This window comes from Streptomyces botrytidirepellens (assembly GCF_003721215.1).
Lineage (GTDB): Bacteria > Actinomycetota > Actinomycetes > Streptomycetales > Streptomycetaceae > Streptomyces > Streptomyces himastatinicus.
Genome location: NZ_RIBZ01000307.1, coordinates 1 through 24,603, shown reverse-complemented (window position 1 = coordinate 24,603; position 24,603 = coordinate 1). Strand labels below are relative to the sequence as shown.

Genomic DNA, 24,603 nt, shown 5'->3' with positions numbered 1-24,603 from the left:
GTGGCCGGGCCCGTCCGTAGCGTCGGGAGCGTTGTCGTTCCCGCCCCACGGAGGCTCTTGTCATGCCGGAACTCGCCCGGGTCGTGCTCATCGCCGCGGTCGTCGTCATCGTGCTCGTACGGCAGTTCCGGCCGCAGAAGGTGACCGAGGACGCGCGGCGCTGGTGGGTGATGCCCGTACTGCTCGGCTACCTGGCCCTGCGCGAACCCGGGCTGATCGATCACGACCACCGCGTGGCCGCCGCGGCGCTGTTGGTGGTGGAGATCCTGGTCGGGGTGGCGACCGGAGCCGGGTGGGGGTGGACCAGCCGGGTGTGGACGGACGGCTCCGGCGCGGTCTGGACCCAGGGTGCGAAGACCACCGCGCTGGTGTGGGCCGGTGCCGTGGTGTGCCGGGCGGTGCTGGCGGGGGTGGGCGCGCTGGCGGGCGTACCGCAGGGCAGCGGCCCCCTCATGCTGTCGCTCGCGGCGTCCCTGCTCCTGCGCGGTGCCGTCGTCATGATGCGGGCGCGGGGGCTGGAGCCGGTGCCGGGCGCTGCCGGTGCCCACGGCACGGGCGGCCGGTGAGCGCGGGGCACACTGGGCGCATGGGCGGATGGACACAGTGGCCCTCGCGGCAGGCGCTGTCGCGGGAGGGCGTGCCCCGGACCAGGCTGCTGATCAACGGCGGCATCTGGCTGGGCCTGACCGGCTGGCTGCTGGTGGACGTCCTCCGGAACGATGCCTTCCAGGGGTGGGGGCGGGTGGTGCTGATCGGCGCCCTCGCCGGGTGCGCCGTCCTGGTGGAGGTCTTGCGCCGGGTCACCCTCGACCACCGGCTCGCCCCCGCCCTGACGCTGCTCGCCGTGCTGATCGCCGCGGGTGCGGCGCTGCACGCCGCCGGGGCGCGGACCCCGTCCGCCGCGGTGTGGGTCGTGAGCGCCATCCTCGCCATGGAACGGCTTCCGCTGGCGGTCGCGCTCGGCTGCGCGGCCGTGGCCTCGGGGGCGTATGTGCTCGCGAGCGGCCACTCCCCGCTCAGCGAGGCGGCCACCGCCGGGGCCCTGGTGCTCGGCGGCTATGCGCTCCGGCTGGACGAGGAGGCCCGCGGAACCGGCTACCGGCTGCTCGAACAGGAGCGGGTGGCCCGGCGGGCGGAGGCCGAGTCGGCGGCGCTGGCCGAGCGGTCCCGGATCGCCCGGGAGATCCACGACGTGCTGGCGCACAGCCTGTCCGCACAGATGGTCCACTTGGAGGCGGCGCGGCTGCTGATCGAGCGCGGCGAGGACTCCGCGAAGGTGCTGGACCGGGTGGTCGCCGCCCGGGGGATGGCTCGCGACGGGCTCGCCGAGACCCGGCAGGCGCTGTCCGCGCTGCGCGGCGAGATGGCCCCCGTCGAGGACTTCCTGCGGGATTCGGCAGCGGCCGAGGGCGCCCGCTTCGTACGGGAGGGCGAGCCGCGGACGCTGACCGCGGAGGCGGGACTCACGCTCCGCCGGGTCGCCCAGGAGGCGCTGACGAACGTCCGCAAGCACGCTCCGGGCGCCCGGGTGGAGCTGCGGCTGGGCTACGCCGCGCACGCGGTCTCGCTCGAGGTCCGCGACAGCGGCGCCCGCTCGGAACCGGCCGCCGCCGGTCTGACCGTCAGCGGAGCCGGGTACGGTCTGCTCGGAATGCGCGAGCGCGCCGAACTCCTGGGCGGCACGCTGGAGGCGGGTCCGGACGGGGAGGGTTTCGTGGTGCGACTGCGGGTGCCGCTGTGACCGCGCGGGTCGTGGTGGCCGACGACCAGACGGTGGTGCGCGAGGGCATCGTGATGCTGCTGGGGCTGCTGCCCGGTATCGAGGTCGTCGGCTCGGCGGGCGACGGCGAGGAGGCGCTGCGGCTGGTCGCCGAGCTGGCCCCGGACGTCGTGCTGATGGATCTGCGGATGCCGCGCTGCGACGGCGTGGAGGCGACGCGCCGGGTGTGCGCCGAGCATCCGGGCACGCAGGTCGTGGTGCTCACCACCTACGCCGACGACGACTCGCTCTTCCCGGCGCTGCGCGCCGGTGCCCGCGGCTATCTGACCAAGGACGCCGACGCCGACGAGATCGTCCGGGCTGTGGAGGGCGTGATGTCGGGGGACGCCGGGCTGTCGCCCCAGGTGCAGCGGCGGCTGCTGGAGCGACTCGCGGAGCGAGGTGGGTCCGACCGGGTCGAGCCCCAGCGGGAAACCGCCGCCGGGCCGCTGCCGGACGGGCTCACGCCCCGCGAGGCGGAGGTCCTGGCGCTGGTCGCCGAGGGGCTGTCCAACCCGGAGATCGCGCGCCGACTGATGATCGCGCCCGCCACCGTGAAGACGCACATCAACAACCTGTTCGCGAAGACCGCGGTCCGCGACCGCGCCCAGGCCGTGCGCTACGCCTACCGCCATGGCATTGCCGCTCCACGGGACGACGATTCCGGGTCGTTCATCACCTGAGTCACCTGATGGGGTGAACGTCCGGTATTGGAGTATCCGGGATCTTCTCCCTCTGTCCATCCTTGGGCACGCCAACGCGGCAGTGAACAAGGAGCTTTCGGGTGGACATGCACAACGCGCGCGATGCCGGGGCGGCCCGGCTGGACGATCCCTGGTACGACGCGCTCGCCTCCGGCTGGGGCGGGCCGGACGAGCCGGACGAGACGGCCGGTCCGCCCCGGCGCGCCCGCCCGCCCGCCGCCGAGGAGGTGTACACGGAGGTGCACGGCAGCGCCGCCTTCCAGGAGGTGCGCAGGCGCTACCGTCGCTTCGTCTTCCCCGCGGCCGCCGCCTTTCTCCTCTGGTACCTCGCATATGTGGTGGCGGCGACGACCGCGCCCGGTGTGATGGCCCGCCCGGTGGCGGGGTCGCTCAACGTCGCGATGGTCGCGGGCCTCGCCCAGTTCGCCACCACGTTCCTGCTGACGTGGGCGTACGCCCGCCATGCCCGGCTGCGCAGGGACCGGGTCGCGCTGGAGCTGCGCTGGGTGACGCAGGAGATGATGCGGGGGCACGGGCGGTGACCGGCAATCAGCAGAGCCTCGCGCTGCTGCTCTTCGGCGTCTTCGTGGCCGCCACGCTCGCGATCACCACGTGGGCGAGCCGCCGGCGGCAGGGCTCCCCGGAGGAGTTCTACGCGGGCGGGCGGCTGTTCTCCCCGATGGAGAACGGCTTCGCCATCGCGGGCGACTACATGTCGGCCGCCTCCTTCCTCGGCATCTCCGGCCTCATCGCGCTCTTCGGCTACGACGGGGTGCTCTACTGCGTCGGCTTCCTGGTGGCCTGGCTGGTGGTGCTGCTGCTGGTCGCCGAACTCGTCCGCAACTGCGGCCGGTTCACCCTCGCCGACGTGCTGGCCGCGCGGATGAGCGAGCGCCCGGTCCGGATCGCCGCGGGCGTCTCCTCGGTCACCGTCTGCGTGCTCTACCTCGTCGCCCAGATGGTCGGCGCGGGCAGCCTGGTCGCCCTGCTGCTGGACGAGACGGGGTCCCGGGCCCGGTCCTGGACGGTCATCGGCGTCGGCACGCTGATGGTGGTCTTCGTCGCGCTGGGCGGGATGCGGGCCACGACCTGGATCCAGATCGTGAAGGCCGTCCTGCTGATGGGCGGCGCGGTGGCGCTCACGGTGCTCGTCCTGGTCCGCTTCCACGGCGACATCGACAGCCTGCTGAGCACAGCGGCGCGGCACAGCGGGCGGGGCAGCGACTTCCTCGCCCCGGGGCTCGCCTACGGCGACGGCTGGACGGCCCGGCTGGACTTCGTGAGCCTGGGGGTCGCCCTCGTGCTGGGCACCGCGGGCCTGCCGCACATCCTCTCGCGCTTCTACACCGTGCCGACCGCCCCGGCCGCCCGCCGGTCCGTCATCTGGTCGATCGGGCTGATCGGCGGCTTCTACCTGATGACGATCGTGCTGGGCTTCGGCGCGGCGGCCGTGCTGGGCACCGATGCCGTCCGCAGCTCCAACGCGGCGGGCAACACGGCCGTGCCGCTGCTCGCGCTCGACCTCGGCGGGGGCGCCGGATCGACGGGCGGGACGGTGCTGTTCGCGATCGTCGCCGCCGTCGCGTTCGCCACCATCCTCGCCGTCGTCGCCGGGATCACCCTCGCCTCCTCGGCCTCCGTCGCCCATGACCTGTACGCCTCGCTGAGCCGCCGCAAGGACCGCACACCGCGCAGCGAGGTCGCGGTCGCGCGGGTCGCGGCGGTCGGGATCGGGGCGGCGGCGATCGGCCTGGGGCTGCTCGCCGACGACCTCAACGTGGCCTTCCTGGTGGGGCTCGCCTTCGCGGCCGCCGCCTCGGCGAACCTCCCGGTGCTGCTGTACTCGCTGTTCTGGCGGCGGTTCACCACGCGTGGAGCGGTGTGGTCGGTCTACGGCGGGCTGGTCCCGGCGGTGGTGCTGGTGGTGTTCTCCCCGGTGGTCTCCGGCGGGCCGGACGCGATCTTCTCCGGGGTGGACTTCCACCTCTTCCCGCTCCAGAACCCCGGGCTGGTCTCGGTTCCCCTCGGCTTCCTCGCCGGCTGGCTCGGCACGGTCCTCTCCGACGAAGCCGTGGACGCCCGCGGGCACGCGGCCCGGCACGCGGAGACGGAGGTGCGGGCCCTCACCGGGGCGGGCGCGGCCTGAGGGCGCCGCGCGCCCCCCGGAGGGGGCTCAGAGGGGGGCTCAGACCCAGTCGTAGCGGTGTTCCGGGCGGCCGGTCTCGCCGTACTTGAGGCTGAGCCGCACCCGGCCCGTGCGCTCCAGGAGCTTCAGATAGCGCTGGGCGGTCTGTCTGCTGAGCGACGCGCGCTCGGCGACCTCCTGGGCCGACAGCGGGCCGTCGGCGCCGCGCAGCACCTCGCGTACGAGGTCGGCGGTGAGCGCCGAGTGGCCCTTGGGCAGCTCGGCGGGGCCCGCCGACGCGCCGCCCAGGGCGCCGAAGATCCGGTCCACCTGGTCCTGCCCGGCCTCGCCGCCGCCCGCCAGGGCGCGGCGCAGCGCCGCGTACCCCTCCAGCTTGGCGCGCAGCCCGGCGAACGTGAACGGCTTGACCAGGTACTGGAGCGCGCCGTTGCGCATCGCGGCCTGCACGGTGCCGATGTCGCGGGCGGCGGTCACCATGATGATGTCGGTGTGGTGGCCCAGCTGCCGCAGCCGCCCCACCAGAGCGAGCCCGGTCTCGTCCGGCAGGTAGTGGTCGAGCAGGACGAGATCGGCGTGGCCGCGCTCCAGGAAGGCCAGCGCGTCGGCAGCCGTGTGCGCCTGTCCGGCGACGCGGAAGCCCGGCACCTTCCCGACGTACGCCGCGTTGACGCGGGCGACCCGCACATCGTCGTCCACGACCAGCACCTCGATGAGACCGCCCGGGCCGGTGTCCGATGTCATCGCGGCTCTCCTGTCGCGGTCAGCGGCGCCCCGGCCGGTTTCCCGGCCGGTTCCTGGGTCAACGCCTCGGGGAGGACGACGGTGAACTCGGCGCCGCCGCCGTCACGGTCGGCCACCCGTGCGCTGCCGCCCTGGCGCTCGGCGAGGCGGCGCACCAGGGCCAGCCCGATGCCGCGCTGTCCGTGCGCGGGCGGCTTCTTGGTGGACCAGCCCTCGGTGAACACCAGGTCGCGCCGGTCGGCGGGGATGCCGGGCCCGGTGTCCGAGACCCGCAGCAGCACCGTACGGTCGTCCGCGCACAGCTCCACCTCGACCCGCGGCTCGGCCGAACCGACCGCCGCGTCCAGCGCGTTGTCGATCAGGTTGCCGACGATCGTCACCAGCCCCGGCGGATCCACCAGCCGGTCCGGCAGCAGGGTGCCCTCGGCGATGCGCAGGGACACCCCGCGCTCCGTGGCGACCGTGGCCTTGCCGACCAGCAGGGCGGCCAGCAGCGGATCGTGCACCCGCTCGGTGACCTGCTCGGCGGTGGCACGGTGGACGCCGACCGCCTCGGTGATGAACTCCACCGCCTCCTCGTGGAGTTCGAGTTCGAGCAGGCCGAGGAGGGTGTGCATCCGGTTGGCGTGCTCGTGGTCCTGGGCGCGCAGCGCGTCGATCAGCCCGCGGGTGCCGTCCAGTTCGCGGCCGAGCCGCTCCAGTTCGGTGCGGTCGCGCAGGGTGGCCACCGCGCCGCCGTCGTCCGTGGGCATCCGGTTGGCGACCAGCACCCGGCCGCCGCTGACGGTCAGCAGATCGGCGCCGGTGACCCGCCCCGCCAGCACATCGGTCGTACGGCCGGGCGGCAGCACCGCCTCCAGCGGCTGTCCGGTGTCCTCGGCGCGCAGGTCCAGCAGCCGCTGCGCCTCGTCGTTCATCAGCCGGATGCGGCCGTGCGCGTCGAGCGCGACGACGCCCTCGCGGATGCCGTGCAGCATGGCCTCGCGCTCGGCGAGCAGCGCGGAGATGTCGGAGAAGGCCAGGTCATGGGTGCGCCGCTGGAGCCTGCGGGACACCAGATACGCCGCCAGGGCGCCGACGGCGAGCGCGCCGCCCGCGTACGCGAGCATCCCGGGCAGCGCGCCGAGCAGCCGTCCGCGCACGGTCTCGTACGCGATGCCGACCGACACCGCGCCCACGATGCGGCCGTCCCTGTCGCGCAGCGGCACCTTGCCGCGGGCCGAGCGGCCGAGCGTGCCGTTGTCGATCTGCATGACCTCATGGCCCGCGAGCGCTTGCTCGGGGCTGGTCGAGACGTGCTTGCCGATCTCGTCCGGGGAGGTGTGCGACCAGCGGACCCCGCGCCGGTCCATGATCACGATGTACTCGGCGCCGGTCGCCCGGCGGATGCGCTCCGCCGCGGCCTGGACCGGTCCTTCCCGGCTGGGCCGGGTGTGCTGGAGCGCCGTGACCAGCCGCGGTTCGGAGGCCGTGGTCTGGGCGATGGACAGCGCCCGGCGCATGGCCTGGTCGTCGAGCTGGGAGCCGAGCGGGCGCAGGAAGAGGCCGGTCGCGAGCACGGTGACGCCCGCGGCGATGGCCAGCTGCATCAGCAGCACCTGGGAGAAGACGCGTCGGGGCCAGCCGATGCGCCACCTTGTGGCCGCGGAGGGCGGCCCCGGGGGTATCGCGGCGCTCATGGCAACGAAGGGTAACGAAGGGCAGGGCGAGGGCACGCCCCAGTACCCCCGGCGGCCCCGCGCGCGGCGGGGGAGACCGGGCGAGGGTCCGGCATGATCGGAGAGCCCCCAGGGAGGGCGGTCGCTCAGCGCCTGGCGGCGCTGACCGTCCGTCCGTCGCGCGCGGGCCGCACGGCCCGGATGCCGACCACGTCCATGCGGGCCGGGGAGCCCAGCGGCGACCCGCAGCTCTGCGGCCGCGGCGGGGCGGCGGCCACCTGCGCCACGCTCACCCGCCACACCCGGCCGTCGGTGTGCGCCACGGTCACCGACCAGGCGGGGGCGGCGCTCTCGGTGCGTACGACGGTCAGCGCGTCGGCGCCGTCCTCACCGGTCAGCTCGCGGACCGCCAGCTCGGCCGCCTGTCCGGGCCGCTCCCAGGCGGAGCGGCCGCGGCAGCCCTCGGTGGCCACCCGGTTCTCGCGCAGCGCCGCGAGGGTGTCCTTGACGTCCTGGGCGGTGACCCGGCCGTAGGCGTAGCCGTGCGGCAGGACGACGAGCGTGGGCGAGAAGCGGTGGCCGCCGATGTGGGTGATCTCCCAGGTGCCCTCCACCCCGGCGGTGGTCAGCTCGGCGGCCAGCGGGCGGCCGAGCAGCGCGCAGCAGCGGTCGCGCTTGCCGTTGGTGCACACCAGCACCAGCGGAGCGCCGGTGTACTCCTCCCACTCCCCGGGGAGGCCGCCGGGAGCGTCGTCGGCCGCACCGGCAAGGCCGCCCGCGTCGCCCGCGCCCAGCGCGGCGAAGTCCAGGCCGAGCAGCTGCCCCGGGTCGGCGAGGGCGGTCGTACGGATCCAGGAGCGGCCGGGCCGGGTGTGCGCCACGAACACCCGGTGACGGCTGCCCGCGTGCAGGTCGGCATGGCGGCCCGGCCGGCGGATCAGCGCGACCCGGACGCCGGTGCCTTCGGCGGCGCGCTCCAGGGCGCGCCCCACGGCGGGGTCCAGGCGGCTGGCGGTCAGGGCCTCGGTGCCCCAGGGGCCCGGTTGTTCGACAAGCAGCCAGGTGGGGGCGGTGGCCGCCGTCCCGGCGAGCGGCTCGGACAGATCCCGGGAAGCGGTCGTGCACGTGCTCACGAAGGTAAGCCTAACCTCTGTCGATCAACTTCGCGCACGGGTGGGGTAATCGGGGTGCGGGGGAGCGGGACGGTCCGGTTCCCTGTGGGGGCGCGCACCCTGTTCCGCGGGGGCGGGGACGGCGGGAGAATGGCCGCTCCGGGGGGCGGAGGGGGGTCCGATGTGCGGGCTGTGGGCGCGGTGGCGCGGACGCCGCGGGAAGCGCGGGGCGCGGCGGCTGGATCCGGCGGTGAGGGCGAGCGTGCGGGCGGCGTACGCCGAGGGGCGGCCGATCCCCGAGGAGCTCGCCCGGCAGGCGGCGCTCGCCGGTGACCGGGAGGGCATGACCGTCTACGGCATCGGGCTCGGCAACCGCGGTGCGTACCCGGAGGCCCTGCTCTGGCTCGGCAAGGCGGTGGACGCCGGGGACCTCACCGCGCTGGTGGTGCTCGGCACCCTGCATCTGGACCTCGGCGACCCGGCCGAGGCGGAGCGGCACTTCCGGAAGGCGGCCGACCGCGGCCATCCCGGCGCCCGGGTCGCGCTCCGGCAGCTGCGGGCCCGCCGCAACGGCGCCGGGCACTGAGCCCCGCGCCACACCCATCCCTTCCGGTGGCCGCATGCGCAGGGGCGCGGCACCTCTCGGTGCCGCGCCCCTGATCGTCCGTTCCCGCCGTGCCTACACCGGCCCGGCGACCACCGCCACCGGCTTGGTGAGCGGCACTCCGGAGCCGTCCCGGCGCGGATCGGGCTCCGGCAGCGGGACCGGGGCGCCGGTGGCCGACGCCGCGCGGGCCGGGGCCGCGCCCGCCCAGGCCAGCACCAGACAGTCCTCGCCCTTGAGGAACCGCTGACAGCGCACCCCGCCCGTGGCCCGCCCCTTGCGCGGGTACTGGTCGAAGGGGGTGAGCTTGGCCGTCTGCTGTACGGAGTCGTCGAGCGTGCCGTGCGTACCCGAGACCGTGAACACCACCGCGTCGGCCGCCGGGTCGACCGCCGTGAACGAGATCACCTTCGCGTCGGGCGCGAGCTTGATGCCCGCCATGCCGCCCGCGGCCCGCCCCTGCGGCCGCACCTGGCCGGCCGGATAGCGCAGCAGATGGGCGTTGTCGGTGATGAAGACCAGATCCTCCTCGCCGGTGCGCAGCTCGACCGCGCCCACGATCCGGTCGCCCTCCTTGAGGCCGATGACCTCCAGCTCCTCCTTGTGGGCCGGATAGTCCGGGACCACGCGCTTGACGACGCCCTGCTCCGTGCCGATGGCGAGCCCCGGCGAGGACTCGTCCAGGGTGGTGAGGCAGATCAGCTCCTCGCCCTCCTCCAGGGACAGGAACTCGGCGATCGGCGCCCCGCCCGCCAGGTTCGGCGTCGCGGAGGACTCCGGTAGCTGGGGCAGGTCGATCACCTGGAGCCGCAGCAGCCGCCCGGTCGAGGTGACGGCCCCGACCTCCGCGCGGGCCGTCGCCGGGACCGCCGAGACGATCACGTCGTGCTTGCTGCGCTTGGTCTGCTCGCCCGCGAAGGGCTCGCCGTTCGCCGTACGGGCCAGCAGCCCGGTGGAGGACAGCAGCACGCGGCACGGGTCGTCCGCGACCTCCAGCGGCACCGCGGCCACCGGGGCGTCGGCGGACTCCAGCAGCACCGTGCGCCGCGGGGTGCCGAACTTCTTGCCCACCGTGGCCAGTTCGGAGGAGACCAGCTTGCGCAGCTCGGCGTCCGAGTCGAGGATCCGGGTCAGCTCCTCGATCTCCGCGTTGAGCTTGTCGCGCTCCGACTCCAGCTCGATCCGGTCGAACTTGGTCAGCCGGCGCAGCGGAGTGTCCAGGATGTACTGCGTCTGGACGTCCGACAGGTCGAAGCGGTCCATCAGCGTTTCCTTGGCCTGCGCCGAGTTCTCGCTGGACCGGATGAGGCGGATGACCTCGTCGATGTCGAGCAGGGCCACCAGCAGGCCCTCGACCAGGTGCAGCCGGTTGCGCCGCTTGGTGCGCCGGAACTCGCTGCGCCGCCGCACCACGTCGAAGCGGTGGTCGAGGTAGACCTCCAGCAGCTCCTTGAGCCCCAGCGTGAGCGGCTGGCCGTCCACCAGCGCCACGTTGTTGATGCCGAAGGACTCCTCCATCGGCGTGAGCTTGTAGAGCTGCTCCAGCACGGCCTCCGGATTGAAGCCGTTCTTGATCTCGATCACCAGGCGCAGGCCGTGCGCACGGTCGGTGAGGTCCTTGACGTCCGCGATGCCCTGGAGCTTCTTGGCGCCGACCAGGTCCTTGATTTTGGAGATGACCTTCTCGGGCCCGACGGTGAAGGGCAGTTCGGTGACGACGAGGCCCTTGCGGCGGGGCGTCACGTCCTCCACGGCCACCGTGGCGCGGATCTTGAAGCTGCCGCGCCCCGTCTCGTACGCGTCCCGGACGCCGCTGAGCCCGACGATCTGTCCGCCGGTCGGCAGGTCGGGACCCGGCACATGCCGCATCAGCGTGTCGAGGTCCGCGCCCGGGTGCTTGATCAGGTGGCGGGCGGCGGCGACCACCTCGCCCAGGTTGTGCGGCGGCATGTTCGTCGCCATGCCGACCGCGATCCCGGACGTGCCGTTGACCAGCAGGTTCGGATAGGCGGCGGGGAGGGTGACGGGCTCCTGCTCGCTGCCGTCGTAATTCGGCGAGAAGTCGACCGTGTCCTCGTCGATGGACTCGGTCATCAGGGACGTCGCCGAGGCCATCCGGCACTCGGTGTACCGCATCGCGGCGGGCGGGTCGTCGTTGCCCAGCGAGCCGAAGTTCCCGTGGCCGTCGACCATCGGCAGGCGCATCGAGAACGGCTGCGCCATGCGCACCAGCGCGTCGTAGATCGACGCGTCACCGTGCGGGTGGAGCTTACCCATCACCTCGCCGACGACGCGGGCGCACTTCACGAAGCCGCGCTCGGGGCGCAGCCCCATCTCGTTCATCTGGTAGAGGATGCGTCGGTGCACGGGCTTGAGCCCGTCGCGGGCGTCGGGCAGCGCGCGCGAATAGATGACCGAGTAGGCGTACTCCAGGTAGGAGCCCTGCATCTCGTCGACGACGTCGATGTCGAGGATGCGCTCCTCGAAGTCGTCCGGCGGCGGACTCTTCGTGCTGCGGCGGGCCATCGCGCTTGCGGCTCCTTCAACGGCAGAGCGGGATCTGACGCGGACCATTGTGGCCCCGTCCACCGACAACTGTGGAACGGGCCGTCCCCGAACGGCACGGCGGGACCTTGGCCGGACCTTTGCGTGACGGGAACTTCGCCAGATGTCCGTGCGGTTGCATACAGTGACAGAAGCGCTCATCACAGCGGTTCGCACGCGCTCCACACGCGATCGAAGGGACGTACATGCCCATGGGTCACACGGCCACGCAACAGGCCGGCTCCGGCGGCCTGAAAGCGACCGAGCACCGTCTGGCCAACGGCCTGCGGGTAGTGCTCTCCGAGGATCACCTGACCCCGGTCGCCGCGATCTGCCTCTGGTACGACGTCGGCTCACGCCACGAAGTCAAGGGGCGTACCGGCCTCGCCCACCTCTTCGAGCACCTGATGTTCCAGGGCTCGGCCCAGGTGACGGGGAACGGCCACTTCGAGCTGGTCCAGGGGGCCGGCGGCTCGCTCAACGGCACGACCAGCTTCGAGCGCACCAACTACTTCGAGACGATGCCCGCCCACCAGGTCGAGCTGGCGCTGTGGCTGGAGGCGGACCGGATGGGGTCCCTCCTGACCGCGCTGGACGACGAGAGCCTGGAGAACCAGCGGGACGTCGTCAAGAACGAGCGCCGCCAGCGCTACGACAACGTTCCGTACGGCACGGCCTTCGAGAAGCTCGTCGCCATGGCCTACCCCGAGGGCCACCCGTACCACCACACCCCGATCGGCTCGATGGCCGACCTGGACGCCGCCTCCCTGGAGGACGCCCGGGAGTTCTTCCGCACGTACTACGCGCCGAACAACGCGGTGCTGTCCATCGTCGGCGACATCGACCCCGAGCAGACGCTCGCCTGGATCGAGAAGTACTTCGGCACCATCGCCTCCCACGAGGGCAAGCGGCCGCCCCGCGACGGCACGCTCCCCGAGGTCATCGGCGGGCAGCTGCGCGAGGTCGTCGAGGAGGAGGTCCCGGCCCGCGCCCTGATGGCCGCCTACCGGCTGCCGCACGACGGCACCCGCGAGGCCGACGCCGCCGACCTGGCGCTGACCGTCCTCGGCGGCGGCGAGTCCTCCCGGCTGCACAACCGCCTGGTGCGCCGCGACCGTACGGCCGTCGCCGCCGGGTTCGGCCTGCTGCGGCTGGCGGGCGCGCCGTCGCTGGGCTGGCTGGACGTGAAGACCTCCGGTGGGGTCGAGGTGCCCGGCATCGAGGCCGCCGTCGACGAGGAGCTGGCCCGCTTCGCCGAGGAGGGCCCGACGCCGCAGGAGATGGAGCGCGCCCAGGCGCAGATCGAGCGCGAGTGGCTGGACCGGCTGGCCACCGTCGGCGGCCGCGCCGACGAGCTGTGCCGGTTCGCCGTGCTGTTCGGCGACCCGCAGCTGGCGCTGACCGCCGTGGGGCGGGTGCTGGACATCACCGCCGAGGAGGTGCGGGCCGTGGCCGCGGCGAGGCTGCGCCCCGACAACCGGGCCGTGCTGGTCTACGAGCCCGTCCAGGGCGCCGAGGACGCGGACGACGAGTCCTCCGGTGCCGCAGAAGCCGCCGACACCGACGCAGAAGGGGAGGCGGCCCAGTGAGCGACGCCGTCACCGCCACCATGACCTTCCACCCGCAGCCGCAGGGCGGCGCCCCCAAGCCGTGGGCCTTCCCGGCGCCGGAGCGCAGTGAGCTGTCCAATGGGCTCACCGTGCTGCGCTGCCACCGCCCCGGCCAGCAGGTCGTCGCCGTGGAGATCAACCTCGACGCCCCGCTGGACACCGAACCGGCCGGTCTGGACGGCGTCGCCACGATCATGGCGCGCGCCCTGTCCGAGGGCACCGACAAGCACACCGCCGAGGAGTTCGCCGCCGAACTGGAGCGCTGCGGCGCCACCCTGGACGCCCACGCGGACCACCCCGGCGTCCGGGTCTCCCTGGAGGTGCCGGTCTCCCGGCTGCCCAAGGCGCTCGGCCTGCTCGCCGACGCGCTGCGCGCCCCCGCCTTCCCCGACGGCGAGATCGAGCGGCTGGTGCGCAACCGGCTGGACGAGATCCCGCACGAGCTGGCCAACCCGGCCCGCCGTGCCTCCATGGCCCTGGCCAAGGAGCTGTTCCCGGCCGAGTCGCGGATGTCCCGGCCGCGCCAGGGCACCGAGGAGACCATCGAGGGCATCGACGCCGCGGCGGTGCGCGCGTTCTACGAGGCGCACATCCGGCCCTCCACCGCGACCGCGGTCGTCGTCGGCGACCTGGCCGGAGTCGACCTCGACCAGGCGCTCGCCGACACCCTCGGCGCCTGGACCGGAGGCCCGGCCCCGCAGCGCTCGGTCCCGCCGGTCATCGCCGACGACACCGGCCGTGTGGTGATCGTCGACCGGCCCGGCGCGGTCCAGACCCAGCTGCTCATCGGGCGCATCGGCGCCGACCGGCACGACCGCGTCTGGCCCGCCCAGGTGCTCGGCACCTACTGCCTGGGCGGCACCCTCACCTCCCGGCTGGACCGGGTGCTGCGCGAGGAGAAGGGCTACACCTACGGGGTGCGCGCCTTCGGCCAGGTGCTGCGCTCGACGCCGCCCTCGCCGGCCGGGGGCGGCTCGGCGGGCGCCTCGCTGCTGGCGATCAGCGGTTCGGTGGCCACCGAGGTCACCGGCCCGGCGCTGGACGACCTGTGGACGGTGCTGCGGACGCTGAAGGAGGAGGGGCTGACGGACGCCGAGCGCGATGTCGCCGTGCAGAACCTCGTCGGCGTCGCCCCGCTGAAGTACGAGACGGCCGCCGCCGTCGCGGGCACGCTCGCCGACCAGGTCGAGCAGCACCTGCCGGACGACTTCCAGGCGCAGCTGTACGCCCGGCTCGCCGAGGCGGGGACGGTGGAGGCGACCGCGGCGGTCGTGAGCGCCTTCCCGGCCGACCGGCTGGTGACGGTGCTCGTGGGTGACGCCTCGAAGATCGAGGAGCCGGTCAGGGCGCTCGGCATCGGAGAGGTGCGCGTCATCACCGGCTGAACCGCGGTCCGCCGGGCCCGAGATGTCCCTGGACCGGCTCAACGCCCCATCAGAACAAGGGCCCTGGCGTCAAGCGAGACGCCAGGGTCCTCCCGTATGTCCGATTTGAGGGGCGTTTGGTTTGTGGCGAGAACAACAAAAACCCGTAACCGTTTGGTGATCGAAACGCGGCCCGTTTAGCGTCAGTGCGGCTGTTCGCCGGATACCCGCCGCACCCGCGGCACGGACAGTCATCGCCGAGTCCCATGGTGCGAGTGCCAGGGGAGCCGGGGACCCAAACGTCCCTGGGGTGAATCGGACGCCTTCCCCGGCCGGGGGAGGGGCCCGTAGGAGACCTTCCTGCTCCGAACCCGTCAGCTAACCCGGTAGGCGAGAAGGAAGGAAAGGAGTGCGCCACACCATGGCGTTCACCCGTGCTGCCGGGAAGCACCGACGTCCCAGCCAGACCGCCGTCCGTACCGGCGCGAACATCGCTGGCATCACCACGGTCGCCTCGGGCGTCGTCGCCGGCATCGCCGGCCCGGCCCTCGCCGCGACCGGCGAGACGCCGTCTCCCCAGGACACCGGTCTCCGCCAGGCGATGGTGATGGGCGACGGTCTCTCCGACCAGATCGACGCGCAGGCCCAGTCCCAGGAGAGCGCCGCCGAGGCCGCCGCCGCCAAGGCGAAGGCCGAGGCCGTGGCCCGCCAGGAGGCCGCGCGGAAGGCCGACGCGGCCGCGAAGAAGGCCAAGGCGGAGCGCGAGGCCAAGGAGCGCGCCGCGCGTGAGGAGGAGCGCAAGCGCCTCAACACGTTCGTCTCGCCCGTCGACGGCTCCTCCGTCTCCACCGGTTACCAGGCGTCCAGCGGCCTGTGGTCCTCCGGCAGCCACACCGGCATCGACTTCAGCGCCTCCACCGGCACCGAGGTGCAGTCGGTCGGCATGGGTGAGGTCGTCGAGGCGGGCTGGGGCGGCTCGTACGGCAACAACGTCGTCATCAAGATGAACGACGGCACCTACACCCAGTACGGCCACCTCTCCTCGATCGGCGTCTCGGTCGGCCAGAAGGTCACCCCCGGCCAGCAGATCGGCCTGTCCGGCGCCACCGGCAACGTCACCGGCCCGCACCTGCACTTCGAGGCCCGCACCACCGCGGAGTACGGCTCGGACATGGACCCGCTGTCGTACCTGCGCTCGCACGGCGTCAACCTCTGACCCGTCGCCACCCCTGTCGAAAGGCCCCGTCCGCTCCGGACGGGGCCTTCGGCGTTACCCGGCCGGGACGCTCCCCTGTGACCAAAAAATATCCCTGAATTGACTTCGCCCATCGGAAATCCCGGCGGCTTCGAATAGAGTCACTGAACACGCGTCAATCGGATGCGTTTCGCGGGGTTGAGGCGGAGGTTCGACAATGCGGGACCGGAAGTGAACGGGGATACGGCCGCACTCCAGGGCGGTCGCCGGATTTCGGCGCATGCGGTGTGCACGGCGATCCGTGACGACATCATCTCCGGCACCTATCCGCCCGGCAGCCGGCTGACCGAGGAGCTGCTCGCACGGCGCTACGGGGTCTCCCGGGTGCCCGTCCGCGAGGCGCTGCGCACCCTGGAGTCCGAGGGCTTCGTCACGACCCGGCGGCACGCGGGCGCGTGCGTCGCCCAGCCGTCCGAGAAGGAGGCGGCCGACCTCCTGGACATCCGGGCCCTGCTGGAGCCGCTGGGCGCCGCCAGGGCCGCCCAGCGGCGCACCGAGGGGCATCTGAAGGTGCTGCGCGGTCTGGTCCGGCTCGGCCAGGAGCGGGCCCAGCGCGGCCGGCTGGGCGAGCTGCGCTCGCTGGGCGACTGGTTCCACGAGACGCTCGCCCAGGCGTCCGGCAGCCCGAGCCTGGCGGGGATGCTGGTGCAGCTGCGGCGCAAGACGGCGTGGGTGTACGCGTCGGACCCGGCCCGGCAGACCGCGCAGGTGGTCCAGCCCATGCAGCCCGTACAGGCCGCGCCGGGCGTGCCGGGTGCGGCCGGGTGTGCCGACCCGTCGGTGCGCGCCGTCGAGTCCTGGGCGGAGCACGGGGCGATCGTGGACGCGGTCGCGCGCGGCGACGCCGACCGGGCGCGGGCGCTCGCCGCCGCGCACACCGAACGCTCGCTGGCCGAATACCGATTGCGAAACGCGTCCCAGGTGAGAACTTCGAAACATTCCGTAAACACGGCGAGCGGCCGGAATTAACAGCCGCCCGCTATACGGCTCAATGGAATTCGGGATGCGGAAAACAACGGGGCCGCGGTGACCCGTAATGGTTCACCGCGGCCCCGCCGCGCCGAAATGTGATTCGGACGGAATCAGACGGTCTCCGGAAGCTCCTCGAGACCCTCGGCCACCAGCTTCGCCAGACGGTCGAGCGCGACCTCCGCGTCGTCGGCCTCGGAGGCGAGTACGACCTCGTCGCCACCCTGGGCGCCCAGGCCGAGCACGGCGAGCATGGAAGCGGCGTTGACCGGGGCGCCGCCCGCCTTGGCGATCGTGACGGGGACGCCGGCGGCGGTCGCCGCACGGACGAAGATCGACGCCGGGCGGGCGTGCAGGCCCTCGGCCCAGCCGATGTTGACGCGGCGCTCAGCCATGGTGTTGCCCTTCAGATCTGCGGGTGCTGTTGTCTAGACCAGATGATACGGTGTCCGGTCTCGCCCGGGTCGGGCCCGAGTGGGTCCGGTCATGTCCGAACAGGTCCGATACGGACTTTCCCTCGACACCCCCCGTTCACGCAAGGGTGTCCGCCATGCGGACCTCTGCGTCCCGGACTTCAGCCCGTACCCTGTCCCCATGCCGAGCCCGTCGGATCATCACGCGTACCCCACCCACTGGGAGGCCGACGTGGTGCTCAGGGACGGTGGCACCGCGCAGATCCGCCCCATCACGCCCGACGACGCGCAGCGCCTGGTCAGCTTCTACGAACACGTCTCGGACGAGTCGAAGTACTACCGCTTCTTCGCGCCCTACCCCCGGCTCTCCGACCGCGACGTCCACCGCTTCACCCACCACGACTACGTCGACCGGGTCGGGCTCGCGGCGACCGTCGGGGGCGAGTTCATCGCCACCGTCCGCTACGACCGCATCGACGAGGACGGGCTGCCCGCCCACCTCCCGCCACCCGGTGAGGGCGACGCCGACCGGGCCCCCGCCGACGAGGCCGAGGTCGCCTTCCTGGTCCAGGACGCCCACCAGGGCCGCGGCGTGGCCTCCGCCCTCCTCGAACACATCGGGGCCGTCGCCCGCGAGCGCGGCATCCGCCGCTTCGCCGCCGAGGTGCTGCCCGCCAACACCAAGATGATCAAGGTGTTCACGGACGCCGGCTACACCCAGAAGCGCAGCTTCGACGACGGCGTCGTCCGCCTCGAATTCGACCTCGAGCCCACCGACCGCTCCCTCGCCGTCATGCGCGCCCGTGAGCAGCGCGCCGAGGCCCGCTCCGTGCAGCGGCTGCTCACCCCCGGCTCCGTCGCCGTCATCGGAACCGGCCGGGCCCCCGGCGGGGTCGGCCGCACCGTGCTGCGCAACCTCCTCGACGGCGGCTTCACCGGGCGGGTCCACGCCGTCAACCACGCCTTCCCCGAGGACTGGACGCGCCTGGAGCCCGACGGCGTCCCGGCCCACCGCTCCCTGCGGGAGGTCGACGGACCGGTCGACCTGGCCGTCGTCGCCGTGCCCGCCGCGCAGGTGCCCGCCGTCGTCGCCGACTGCGGCGACCACGGCGTCCAGGGGCTCGTCGTCCTCTCCGCCGGGTACGCCGAGAGCGGCCCCGAGGGCCGCGACCGCCAGCGCGACCTGGTACGCCAGGCCCGCACCTACGGCATGCGCGTCATCGGCCCCAATGCCTTCGGCATCATCAACACCGCCGAGAGCGTGCGGCTGAACGCCTCCCTCTCACCCCGGCTGCCCGTCCCCGGCCGCATCGGGCTGTTCACCCAGTCCGGCGCGATCGGCATCGCCCTGCTGTCCGGGCTGCACCGGCGCGGCGCCGGACTCACCCGGCCCACCGGCACCGAGGGGACGGCGGGTCTCGCGGGCCTCGCGGGCATGGTCGGTCTGTCCACCTTCGTGTCCACCGGAAACCGCGCCGACGTCTCCGGCAACGACCTCCTCCAGTACTGGTACGAGGACCCGGAGACCGACGTCGCCCTCATGTACCTCGAATCCATCGGCAACCCCCGCAAGTTCACCCGGCTCGCCCGGCGCACCGCCGCCGTCAAGCCCGTCGTGGTCGTCAAGGGCGCCCGGCACAGCGGCAGCGCCCCCACCGGACATGCCGTGCCCACCACCCGCATCCCCGACGCCACCGTCTCCGACCTGCTGCGACAGGCGGGCGTCCTGCGCGTGGACACCGTCACCCAGCTCGCCGACGCCGGGGTCCTGCTCGCCTCCCAGCCGCTCCCGGACGGGCCGCGCGTCGCCATCCTCGGCAACTCCGAATCCCTCGGCCTGCTCACCTACGACGCCTGCCTCACTGAAGGGCTGCGCCCGCTGCCGCCCCGCGACCTGACCACGGCCGCCGCCCCCGAGGACTTCCACCGCGCCCTGACCGGGGCGCTCGGCGACGACGAGTGCGACGCCGTCGTCGTCACCGCCATCCCATGGGTCGGCGACGCCCGTACGGCGGACCTCGCCGCGGCCGTCCGCACGGCGGCCACCGAGGCGTCCGGGCGCGGGGCGGCCAAGCCGGTGGCGGTGGTCCACCTGGAGATCCCCGGCCTGGCGGAGGCCCTCGCGGGCGTCGGTGACCCGGCCTCGGCGCCCGGCGCCGCACCACCGGACGCACCACCGGCCGAACCACTGGCCGAGATCCGCCGGATCCCGGCCTATCCGGCCGCCGAGCGCGCGGTGCGGGCGCTCGCCGAGGCCGTGTGGTACGCGCGGTGGCGGCGCGAATCCGAGGAGCCCGGCCGGGTGCCGGAGTACGACGACATCGACGAGGCGGGGGCCGCCGCCGACATCGAGGTGCTGCTGGCCCCGCCCGAGGGGGCCCCGCACCAGGACATCCCGCCGCCCGACGCCCCCGTAGCCGACGGCACCGGCATCGAGCTGTCCGCCGCCGACACCCAGCGCCTGCTGGCCCGCTACGGCGTCAGCGTGCTGCCCGCGCTGCCCGCGCCGGACGCCGACACCGCCGTGCGGGCCGCCGGGCGGCTCGGCTACCCGGTCGCGCTGAAGCCCACCGCCCCGCAGCTGCGCCACCGCACCGACCTGGGAGGGGTGCGGCTCGACCTCGGCGGCGAGACGGAACTGCGCCGCGCGTACGCCGAACTGACCGCCCATCTCGGTCCCGCCGGGGAGCTGGGGCTGGTCGTGCAGCGGATGGCGCCGCGCGGCGTCGACACCGTCGTACGCGCCGCGATAGACCCCGGCGCCGGAGCCGTGCTCTCCTTCGGGCTCGCCGGCGCGCCGTCCGAACTGCTGGGCGACACCGCCCACCGGCTCGTCCCCGCCACCGACCGGGACGCGGCCGAGCTGATCCGGTCCATCCGGACCGCGCCGCTCCTCTTCGGCTGGCGGGGTTCCAAGCCGGTGGACACCGCGGCCCTCGAAGAGCTGCTGCTGAGGGTGTCGCGGCTGGTGGACGACCATCCCGAGGTGGTCGCCGTCGACCTGGAGCCGGTGGTCGTCGCCCAGCGCGGCCTCTCCGTGCTCGGCGCGTCCGCGCGGCTGGCGCCGCCGCCCGTGCGCACCGACCTCGGCCCCCGCCATCTGCCCGCCTACTGACGGGCCGGGGCCGGTGACGGGCATGGGAGCCGGTGTCGGCGCCGCCCCGTAGGATGGTGCCCATGGCGAAGACCGGTACGACGACCCAGGGGCTGCGCGCGGCGATCGAGCGCAGCGGCTATTACCCGGCACTCGTGGCCGAGGCGGTGGAGGCCGCCGTGGGCGGCGAGCCGATCGTGTCGTACCTGGTCCATCAGGAGACCACGTTCGACGCCAACGAGGTGCGCCGCCATGTCACGGTCCTCGTCCTCACCGGAAACCGCTTCATCGTCAGCCACACCGACGAGCAGGCCGCGGACGGCACCTCCCCGTCGCCGTACGCGACCACCTCCACCGAGTCCGTGAAGCTCCAGCGGATCTCGTCGGTCGTGCTCAGCCGGGTCGTCGCCAACCCCGAGTCGTACACCCCGGGCACGCTGCCCCGCGAGGTCGTGCTGACCATCGGCTGGGGCGCCGTCAACCGCCTCGACCTGGAGCCCGCCGCCTGCGGCGACCCCAACTGCGAGGCCGACCACGGCTACACCGGCTCGTCCACCGCCGACGACCTGAGCCTGCGGGTCAGCGAGGCGGGCGACGGCCCCGACACCGTCCGCCAGACCCTCGCCTTCGCCCAGGCGCTCTCCGAGGCCACCGCGGCCACCCCGGACACCGGCCGCTGATGCCCGGCTCCGCCACCGGCCCGACCACCGCGGCCGACTCCGCCTGGCCCGAGCCGGTCCCGCTCGACCCCCGTACCGCTCCGCTGCCGCGCTACGGCACGGGCTCGCTCGCCGATCTGCTGCCCGCGATCGCCGCGGGCCAGGAGGTCCCGGGGCTGACGTCCGGGCTCGCCCTCGCGCCCGCCGACCGGGTGTGCGTCTTCCTGGTCGACGGCCTGGGCTGGGAGCTGCTGCGCGATCACCCCGCCGAGGCGCCCTTCCTGACCTCGCTGCTCTCCACCTCGCTGAACGGCACCGGCGCCCCGCTCACCGCGGGCTTCCCGTCCACCACCGCCACGTCGCTCGCCTCCGTGGGCACGGGCCTGCCGCCCGGCGCCCACGGGCTGCCGGGCTATACGGTGGCCGACCCCGCCACCGGCCGGCTGATGAACCAGCTGCGCTGGCAGCCCTGGACGGATCCGCACGCCTGGCAGCCGTATCCCACGGTCTTCCAGCTGGCCGACGCCGCGGGCGTGCACACCTGCCAGGTCTCCGCGCCGACCTTCGCGGAGACCCCGCTCACCAAGATCGCGCTGAGCGGCGGCACCTTCCACGGCCGGCTCTCCGGCGAGGAGCGGATGGACCTCGCGGCCGAGCAGCTCGGCGCCGCGGACCGCTCGCTCGTCTACACGTACTACAGCGAAGTGGACGGCAAGGGTCATCGCTTCGGCGTCGACTCCGCGGAGTGGCGTGACCAACTCCGCTACGTCGACGGGCTGGCCCAGCGGCTCGCCGAACAACTCCCGCCCCGCGCCGCGCTGTACGTGACCGCCGACCACGGCATGATCGACATCCCCTTCGACCCGGAGTCGCGCCTCGACTTCGACACCGACTGGGAGCTGCGGGCGGGCGTCGCGCTGCTGGGCGGCGAAGGCCGTGCCCGCCATCTGTACGCGGTCCCCGGCGCGGCCGGCGACGTGCTCGCCGTATGGCGCGAGGTGGTGGGGGAGCGGATGTGGGTGGCCAGCCGTGACGAGGCCATCGAGGCGGGCTGGTTCGGGCCGCCCGGCGGCACCGGCGGCGTGGACGACCGGGTCTACCGGCGCATCGGCGACATCGTGGCCGCCGCCCGCGACGACATCGCGATCGTCGCCTCGGAGACCGAGCCGAAGGAGTCCGCGATGGTCGGGCTGCACGGTTCGATGACCCCGGTGGAGCAGCTCGTGCCGCTGCTCGAAGTACGCTCCTGAGCGACCGCGTCACCCGCGCGACCGCGTCACCGTCACCTGTCTCGTACGAAAGGCTCTGCCACCCCCATGCCCGAGCTGGTGTTCTTCTCCGGAACCATGGACTGCGGAAAGAGCACGCTGGCTCTTCAGATCGAGCACAACCGCTCGGCCCGCGGGCTCCAGGGGATGATCTACGCCCGGGACGACCGGGCGGGCCACGGCAAGCTCTCCTCGCGGCTCGGGCTGGTCACCGAGGCCGTCGAGGCCGTGCCGGACCTGGACTTCTACGCCCATGTGGTCGGCGTGCTGACGGCCGGGAACCGCGCCGACTACGTCATCGTGGACGAGGCGCAGTTCCTCACCCCGCTCCAGATAGACCAACTCGCCCGCATCGTCGACGACCTGGGGCTGGACGTCTTCGCGTTCGGCATCACCACCGACTTCCGCAGCAAGCTCTTCCCCGGCTCCCAGCGCCTGGTCGAACTCGCGGACCGCGTGGAGGTGCTCCAGGTCGAGGCGTTGTGCTGGTGCGGTGCCCGGGCGACGCACAACGCCCGTACGGTCGGCGGCGAGATGGTCGTCGAGGGCGCCCAGGTCGTCGTGGGTGACGTCAACCAGTCGGAGAGCGAGGTGGGTTACGAGGTGCTGTGCCGTCGCCACCACCGGCGCCGGATGACGGCCGCCGGCGCGCGGGCCGCCAGCCTGTCACCCGATGTGCTGCCGGTCGACTCGCCCGCCGGCCCGCCGACGGCTCCCTAGTCCCCGGCTCCTAGGCCCCCTCAGCCCGGACGACCGTGAAGGCCGCCCCCTCCCGGTCCGAGACCAGGGCCGCATGCCCGGTCGCCCGGTCCGACGGCGGCTCGACCACCCGGCCGCCCAACTCCCCGACCCGGCGCACCGCTTCGTCCACGTCCCGTACCGCGAAGTGCGTCATCCAGTGCGCGCCCCGGTCGCGAGGCAGGGACCGGTCCGCGCTCCGGATCGCGCACACCGGCCGCCCGGCCAGATGCAGGGTCCGGCGGCCGGGCTCGCCGGGCTCGGACGACGACGCGCTCCGCGTGCCGTCCGGTTCGTAGCCGAAGACCATCTGGTAGAACTTCGCGACCGCCCCGGAGTCGCGGGCCGTCAGCTCGTGCCAGACCGGGGTGCCGGGCGCTCCCGACTCCCGGAGGGCGGCGTGCTCCTCCTCCTGCCACACCCCGAACACGGCACCCTCCGGGTCGGCGGCGATCAGCATCCGGCCCGCCTCGTCCGCGTCCAGCGGGCCCACGGCCACGGTGCCGCCGCAGGCGCGGATCATCTCCGCCGTCTCGTCGGCGTCGTGGGAGGCCAGATAGGTCATCCAGGAGACCGGAAGTTGACGTTCCGGTGGCAGTTCGCCCAGACCGGCGACCGGCACGCCGTCCCGTACGGCGCGGACGTACGCGCCGAGCTGCTGGGGCCCCGGGGTGAACTCCCAGTCGAACAGGGCGTGGTAGAAGTCCTGTGTCGCGGCAAGGCTGTGCACCATCAAACTTGTCCAGCAGGGCGTGCCCGGTGTGCGCCGAGTCGCTGCCTCGGTCATACGTCACTCTCTCCTCGGACCATCGTCGTGGCCGTGCGGCCCCGGGCCGTTCGGCGGCGCGGGGCGGTGATGCGGGAGGTGCTGGTGTGGGGGGCCCGAACGATATTTGCACCACCTGCCGCGGGAAGCGCCCCGGCCGCGCCGCAATATGGCTGCCCCGGAGGAAGAATGACCGGTTTATTGCCGCACATCCGTTTCGCTTTGCTTGCCGTCGAGTGACGATCAGCTGTGCGTTGAGTGATCGGGGGGTCCAAACGTCGCAGGCGGATCTACGCAAGGATGGTTCCCATGAATGCCATCATCACCGCACCCGATCTCATGAACGCGCTGGCGGGGGAGCGCCCCCCGCTGCTGTTGGACGTGCGCTGGCAGCTCGGCGGCCCTCCCGGCCGCCCCGCCTACGAGGCCGGACATCTGCCCGGCGCCGTGTACGTCGATCTCGACACCGAGCTGGCGAGCCCGGCCGGGGCGGCGGGGCGCCATCCGCTGCCCGATCTTTCCGCGTTCGCGGCCGCGATGCGCCGGGCCGGGGTCGGCCGGGACCGGCGCGTGGTGACGTATGACGGCGGACAGGGGTGGGCGGCGGCGCGCGCCTGGTGGCTGCTCCGCTGGGCGGGCCACCCCGACGTCCGCGTGCTCGACGGCGGTCTGCCCGCCTGGACCGCGGCCGGTGGCGCGCTGACCACCGAACTCCCGGGCGAGCCCGAGGGGGACTTCGTCCCGGAGCCCGGCGCCCTGCCGCTGCTCACGGCGGATGACGCGGCCGCGCTCGCCCGGCGCGGGGTACTGCTGGACGCGCGGGCGGGGGAGCGCTACCGGGGCGAGGTCGAGCCGATCGACCCGGTCGGCGGCCACATCCCGGGCGCGATCTCCGCACCCACCGCCGAGAACGTCACCGCCGACGGCCATCTGCTGCCCGCCGAGCGGCTGGCCGAGCGCTTCGCGGGCCTCGGCGCCACCGGGGACGCCGAGGTCGGGGTGTACTGCGGCTCGGGCGTCTCGGCCGCGCACCAGGTGCTGGCGCTGGCGGAAGCCGGGATTCCGGCGGCTCTGTACGTGGGGTCGTGGAGCGAGTGGTCCGCCGACGGCAGCCGTCCGGTGGCCACCGGCCCCCAGCCCGGCTGAACCCGAACCGCCGCGCACCAGGCTCCGGGCCCGTCACCGCACTGCGGTGACGG

21 protein-coding genes and 1 riboswitch are annotated in these 24,603 nt (G+C 73.6%); of the genes, 15 read left to right on the top strand and 6 right to left on the bottom strand.

Features of this window, described 5'->3' with window-relative positions; translation table 11 throughout:
* Positions 1-62 precede the first annotated feature (62 nt).
* From EEJ42_RS25890 to EEJ42_RS25870, 5 genes are all read left to right on the top strand, one after another.
* Positions 63-566 carry a DUF1453 domain-containing protein gene (locus tag EEJ42_RS25890; protein WP_123103418.1) on the top strand — a complete coding sequence of 168 codons (504 nt, stop codon included), beginning with the start codon at positions 63-65 and terminating at the stop codon, positions 564-566.
* 20 nt (positions 567-586) lie between these two features.
* On the top strand, positions 587-1,741 hold the full coding sequence (locus EEJ42_RS25885; protein ID WP_123103416.1) for a sensor histidine kinase: 1,155 nt from the start codon (positions 587-589) through the stop codon (positions 1,739-1,741).
* On the top strand, positions 1,738-2,442 hold the full coding sequence (locus EEJ42_RS25880; RefSeq protein ID WP_123103414.1) for a response regulator transcription factor: 705 nt from the start codon (positions 1,738-1,740) through the stop codon (positions 2,440-2,442). The genes EEJ42_RS25885 and EEJ42_RS25880 overlap by 4 nt, the downstream gene beginning before the upstream one ends.
* A gap of 101 nt (positions 2,443-2,543) precedes the next feature.
* On the top strand, positions 2,544-3,005 hold the full coding sequence (locus EEJ42_RS25875) for a DUF485 domain-containing protein (RefSeq protein ID WP_123103412.1): 462 nt from the start codon (positions 2,544-2,546) through the stop codon (positions 3,003-3,005).
* Complete coding sequence (locus tag EEJ42_RS25870) at positions 3,002-4,609, top strand: solute symporter family protein (protein ID WP_123103410.1); 1,608 nt, start codon at positions 3,002-3,004, stop codon at positions 4,607-4,609. Before EEJ42_RS25875 ends, EEJ42_RS25870 begins: the two co-directional genes overlap by 4 nt.
* A 39-nt stretch (positions 4,610-4,648) precedes the next feature.
* On the opposite strand, the gene EEJ42_RS25865 is transcribed toward EEJ42_RS25870, so the two are convergent.
* The 3 genes from EEJ42_RS25865 to EEJ42_RS25855 all read right to left on the bottom strand — a co-directional run bounded on the left by EEJ42_RS25865 (position 4,649) and on the right by EEJ42_RS25855 (position 8,141).
* Positions 4,649-5,350, bottom strand: coding sequence for a response regulator (locus EEJ42_RS25865; protein WP_123103408.1), 702 nt, complete (start codon positions 5,348-5,350; stop codon positions 4,649-4,651).
* Positions 5,347-7,029 (bottom strand): ATP-binding protein, encoded by a 1,683-nt coding sequence (locus tag EEJ42_RS25860; protein WP_123103406.1) that lies wholly within the window; start codon positions 7,027-7,029, stop codon positions 5,347-5,349. The genes EEJ42_RS25865 and EEJ42_RS25860 overlap by 4 nt, the downstream gene beginning before the upstream one ends.
* Positions 7,030-7,154: 125 nt before the next feature.
* Positions 7,155-8,141 (bottom strand): ferredoxin family protein, encoded by a 987-nt coding sequence (locus tag EEJ42_RS25855; protein WP_123103404.1) that lies wholly within the window; start codon positions 8,139-8,141, stop codon positions 7,155-7,157.
* 229 nt (positions 8,142-8,370) lie between these two features.
* Between EEJ42_RS25855 and EEJ42_RS25850 the strand changes: the two genes are divergently transcribed.
* Positions 8,371-8,706, top strand: coding sequence for a tetratricopeptide repeat protein (locus EEJ42_RS25850; RefSeq protein WP_246097377.1), 336 nt, complete (start codon positions 8,371-8,373; stop codon positions 8,704-8,706).
* Between the two features lie 93 nt (positions 8,707-8,799).
* Here the strand turns inward: EEJ42_RS25850 and EEJ42_RS25845 are convergent, their stop codons facing one another.
* On the bottom strand, positions 8,800-11,250 hold the full coding sequence (locus tag EEJ42_RS25845; protein ID WP_123103400.1) for a DNA gyrase/topoisomerase IV subunit A: 2,451 nt from the start codon (positions 11,248-11,250) through the stop codon (positions 8,800-8,802).
* A 230-nt stretch (positions 11,251-11,480) separates the two neighbouring features.
* Between EEJ42_RS25845 and EEJ42_RS25840 the strand changes: the two genes are divergently transcribed.
* The 4 genes from EEJ42_RS25840 (at position 11,481) to EEJ42_RS25825 (ending at position 16,466) form a co-directional block, all read left to right on the top strand.
* Positions 11,481-12,857 (top strand): M16 family metallopeptidase, encoded by a 1,377-nt coding sequence (locus EEJ42_RS25840; RefSeq protein WP_123103398.1) that lies wholly within the window; start codon positions 11,481-11,483, stop codon positions 12,855-12,857.
* Between the two features lie 20 nt (positions 12,858-12,877).
* A complete protein-coding gene (locus tag EEJ42_RS25835) occupies positions 12,878-14,263 on the top strand; it encodes a M16 family metallopeptidase (protein ID WP_123103434.1) in 1,386 nt (461 codons plus the stop codon).
* Positions 14,264-14,487: 224 nt separating this feature from the next.
* Positions 14,488-14,649: riboswitch (cyclic di-AMP (ydaO/yuaA leader) on the top strand.
* Positions 14,650-14,663: 14 nt separating this feature from the next.
* Entirely contained in the window at positions 14,664-15,458 is a 795-nt protein-coding gene (locus EEJ42_RS25830; protein WP_123103432.1) for a M23 family metallopeptidase, read from the top strand.
* Between the two features lie 210 nt (positions 15,459-15,668).
* The gene (locus EEJ42_RS25825) at positions 15,669-16,466 is read left to right on the top strand and encodes a GntR family transcriptional regulator (protein ID WP_246097376.1); all 798 of its coding nucleotides are present in this window, start codon (positions 15,669-15,671) and stop codon (positions 16,464-16,466) included.
* A 113-nt stretch (positions 16,467-16,579) separates the two neighbouring features.
* Here the strand turns inward: EEJ42_RS25825 and EEJ42_RS25820 are convergent, their stop codons facing one another.
* On the bottom strand, positions 16,580-16,861 hold the full coding sequence (locus EEJ42_RS25820; RefSeq protein WP_123103394.1) for an HPr family phosphocarrier protein: 282 nt from the start codon (positions 16,859-16,861) through the stop codon (positions 16,580-16,582).
* Between the two features lie 199 nt (positions 16,862-17,060).
* On the opposite strand from EEJ42_RS25820, the gene EEJ42_RS25815 reads away from it, so the two are divergent.
* The 4 genes from EEJ42_RS25815 to EEJ42_RS25800 all read left to right on the top strand — a co-directional run bounded on the left by EEJ42_RS25815 (position 17,061) and on the right by EEJ42_RS25800 (position 22,620).
* Positions 17,061-19,994 (top strand): bifunctional acetate--CoA ligase family protein/GNAT family N-acetyltransferase, encoded by a 2,934-nt coding sequence (locus EEJ42_RS25815; protein ID WP_123103430.1) that lies wholly within the window; start codon positions 17,061-17,063, stop codon positions 19,992-19,994.
* A 62-nt stretch (positions 19,995-20,056) separates the two neighbouring features.
* On the top strand, positions 20,057-20,653 hold the full coding sequence (locus tag EEJ42_RS25810) for a DUF5998 family protein (RefSeq protein WP_063735875.1): 597 nt from the start codon (positions 20,057-20,059) through the stop codon (positions 20,651-20,653).
* Entirely contained in the window at positions 20,653-21,882 is a 1,230-nt protein-coding gene (locus tag EEJ42_RS25805; protein ID WP_123103392.1) for an alkaline phosphatase family protein, read from the top strand. The genes EEJ42_RS25810 and EEJ42_RS25805 overlap by 1 nt, the downstream gene beginning before the upstream one ends.
* A gap of 66 nt (positions 21,883-21,948) precedes the next feature.
* Complete coding sequence (locus EEJ42_RS25800; RefSeq protein WP_123103390.1) at positions 21,949-22,620, top strand: thymidine kinase; 672 nt, start codon at positions 21,949-21,951, stop codon at positions 22,618-22,620.
* Positions 22,621-22,630: 10 nt separating this feature from the next.
* Here the strand turns inward: EEJ42_RS25800 and EEJ42_RS25795 are convergent, their stop codons facing one another.
* Positions 22,631-23,425 carry a VOC family protein gene (locus tag EEJ42_RS25795; RefSeq protein ID WP_123103388.1) on the bottom strand — a complete coding sequence of 265 codons (795 nt, stop codon included), beginning with the start codon at positions 23,423-23,425 and terminating at the stop codon, positions 22,631-22,633.
* Positions 23,426-23,713: 288 nt separating this feature from the next.
* Between EEJ42_RS25795 and EEJ42_RS25790 the strand changes: the two genes are divergently transcribed.
* On the top strand, positions 23,714-24,550 hold the full coding sequence (locus EEJ42_RS25790) for a sulfurtransferase (protein WP_123103386.1): 837 nt from the start codon (positions 23,714-23,716) through the stop codon (positions 24,548-24,550).
* Positions 24,551-24,603 lie beyond the last annotated feature (53 nt).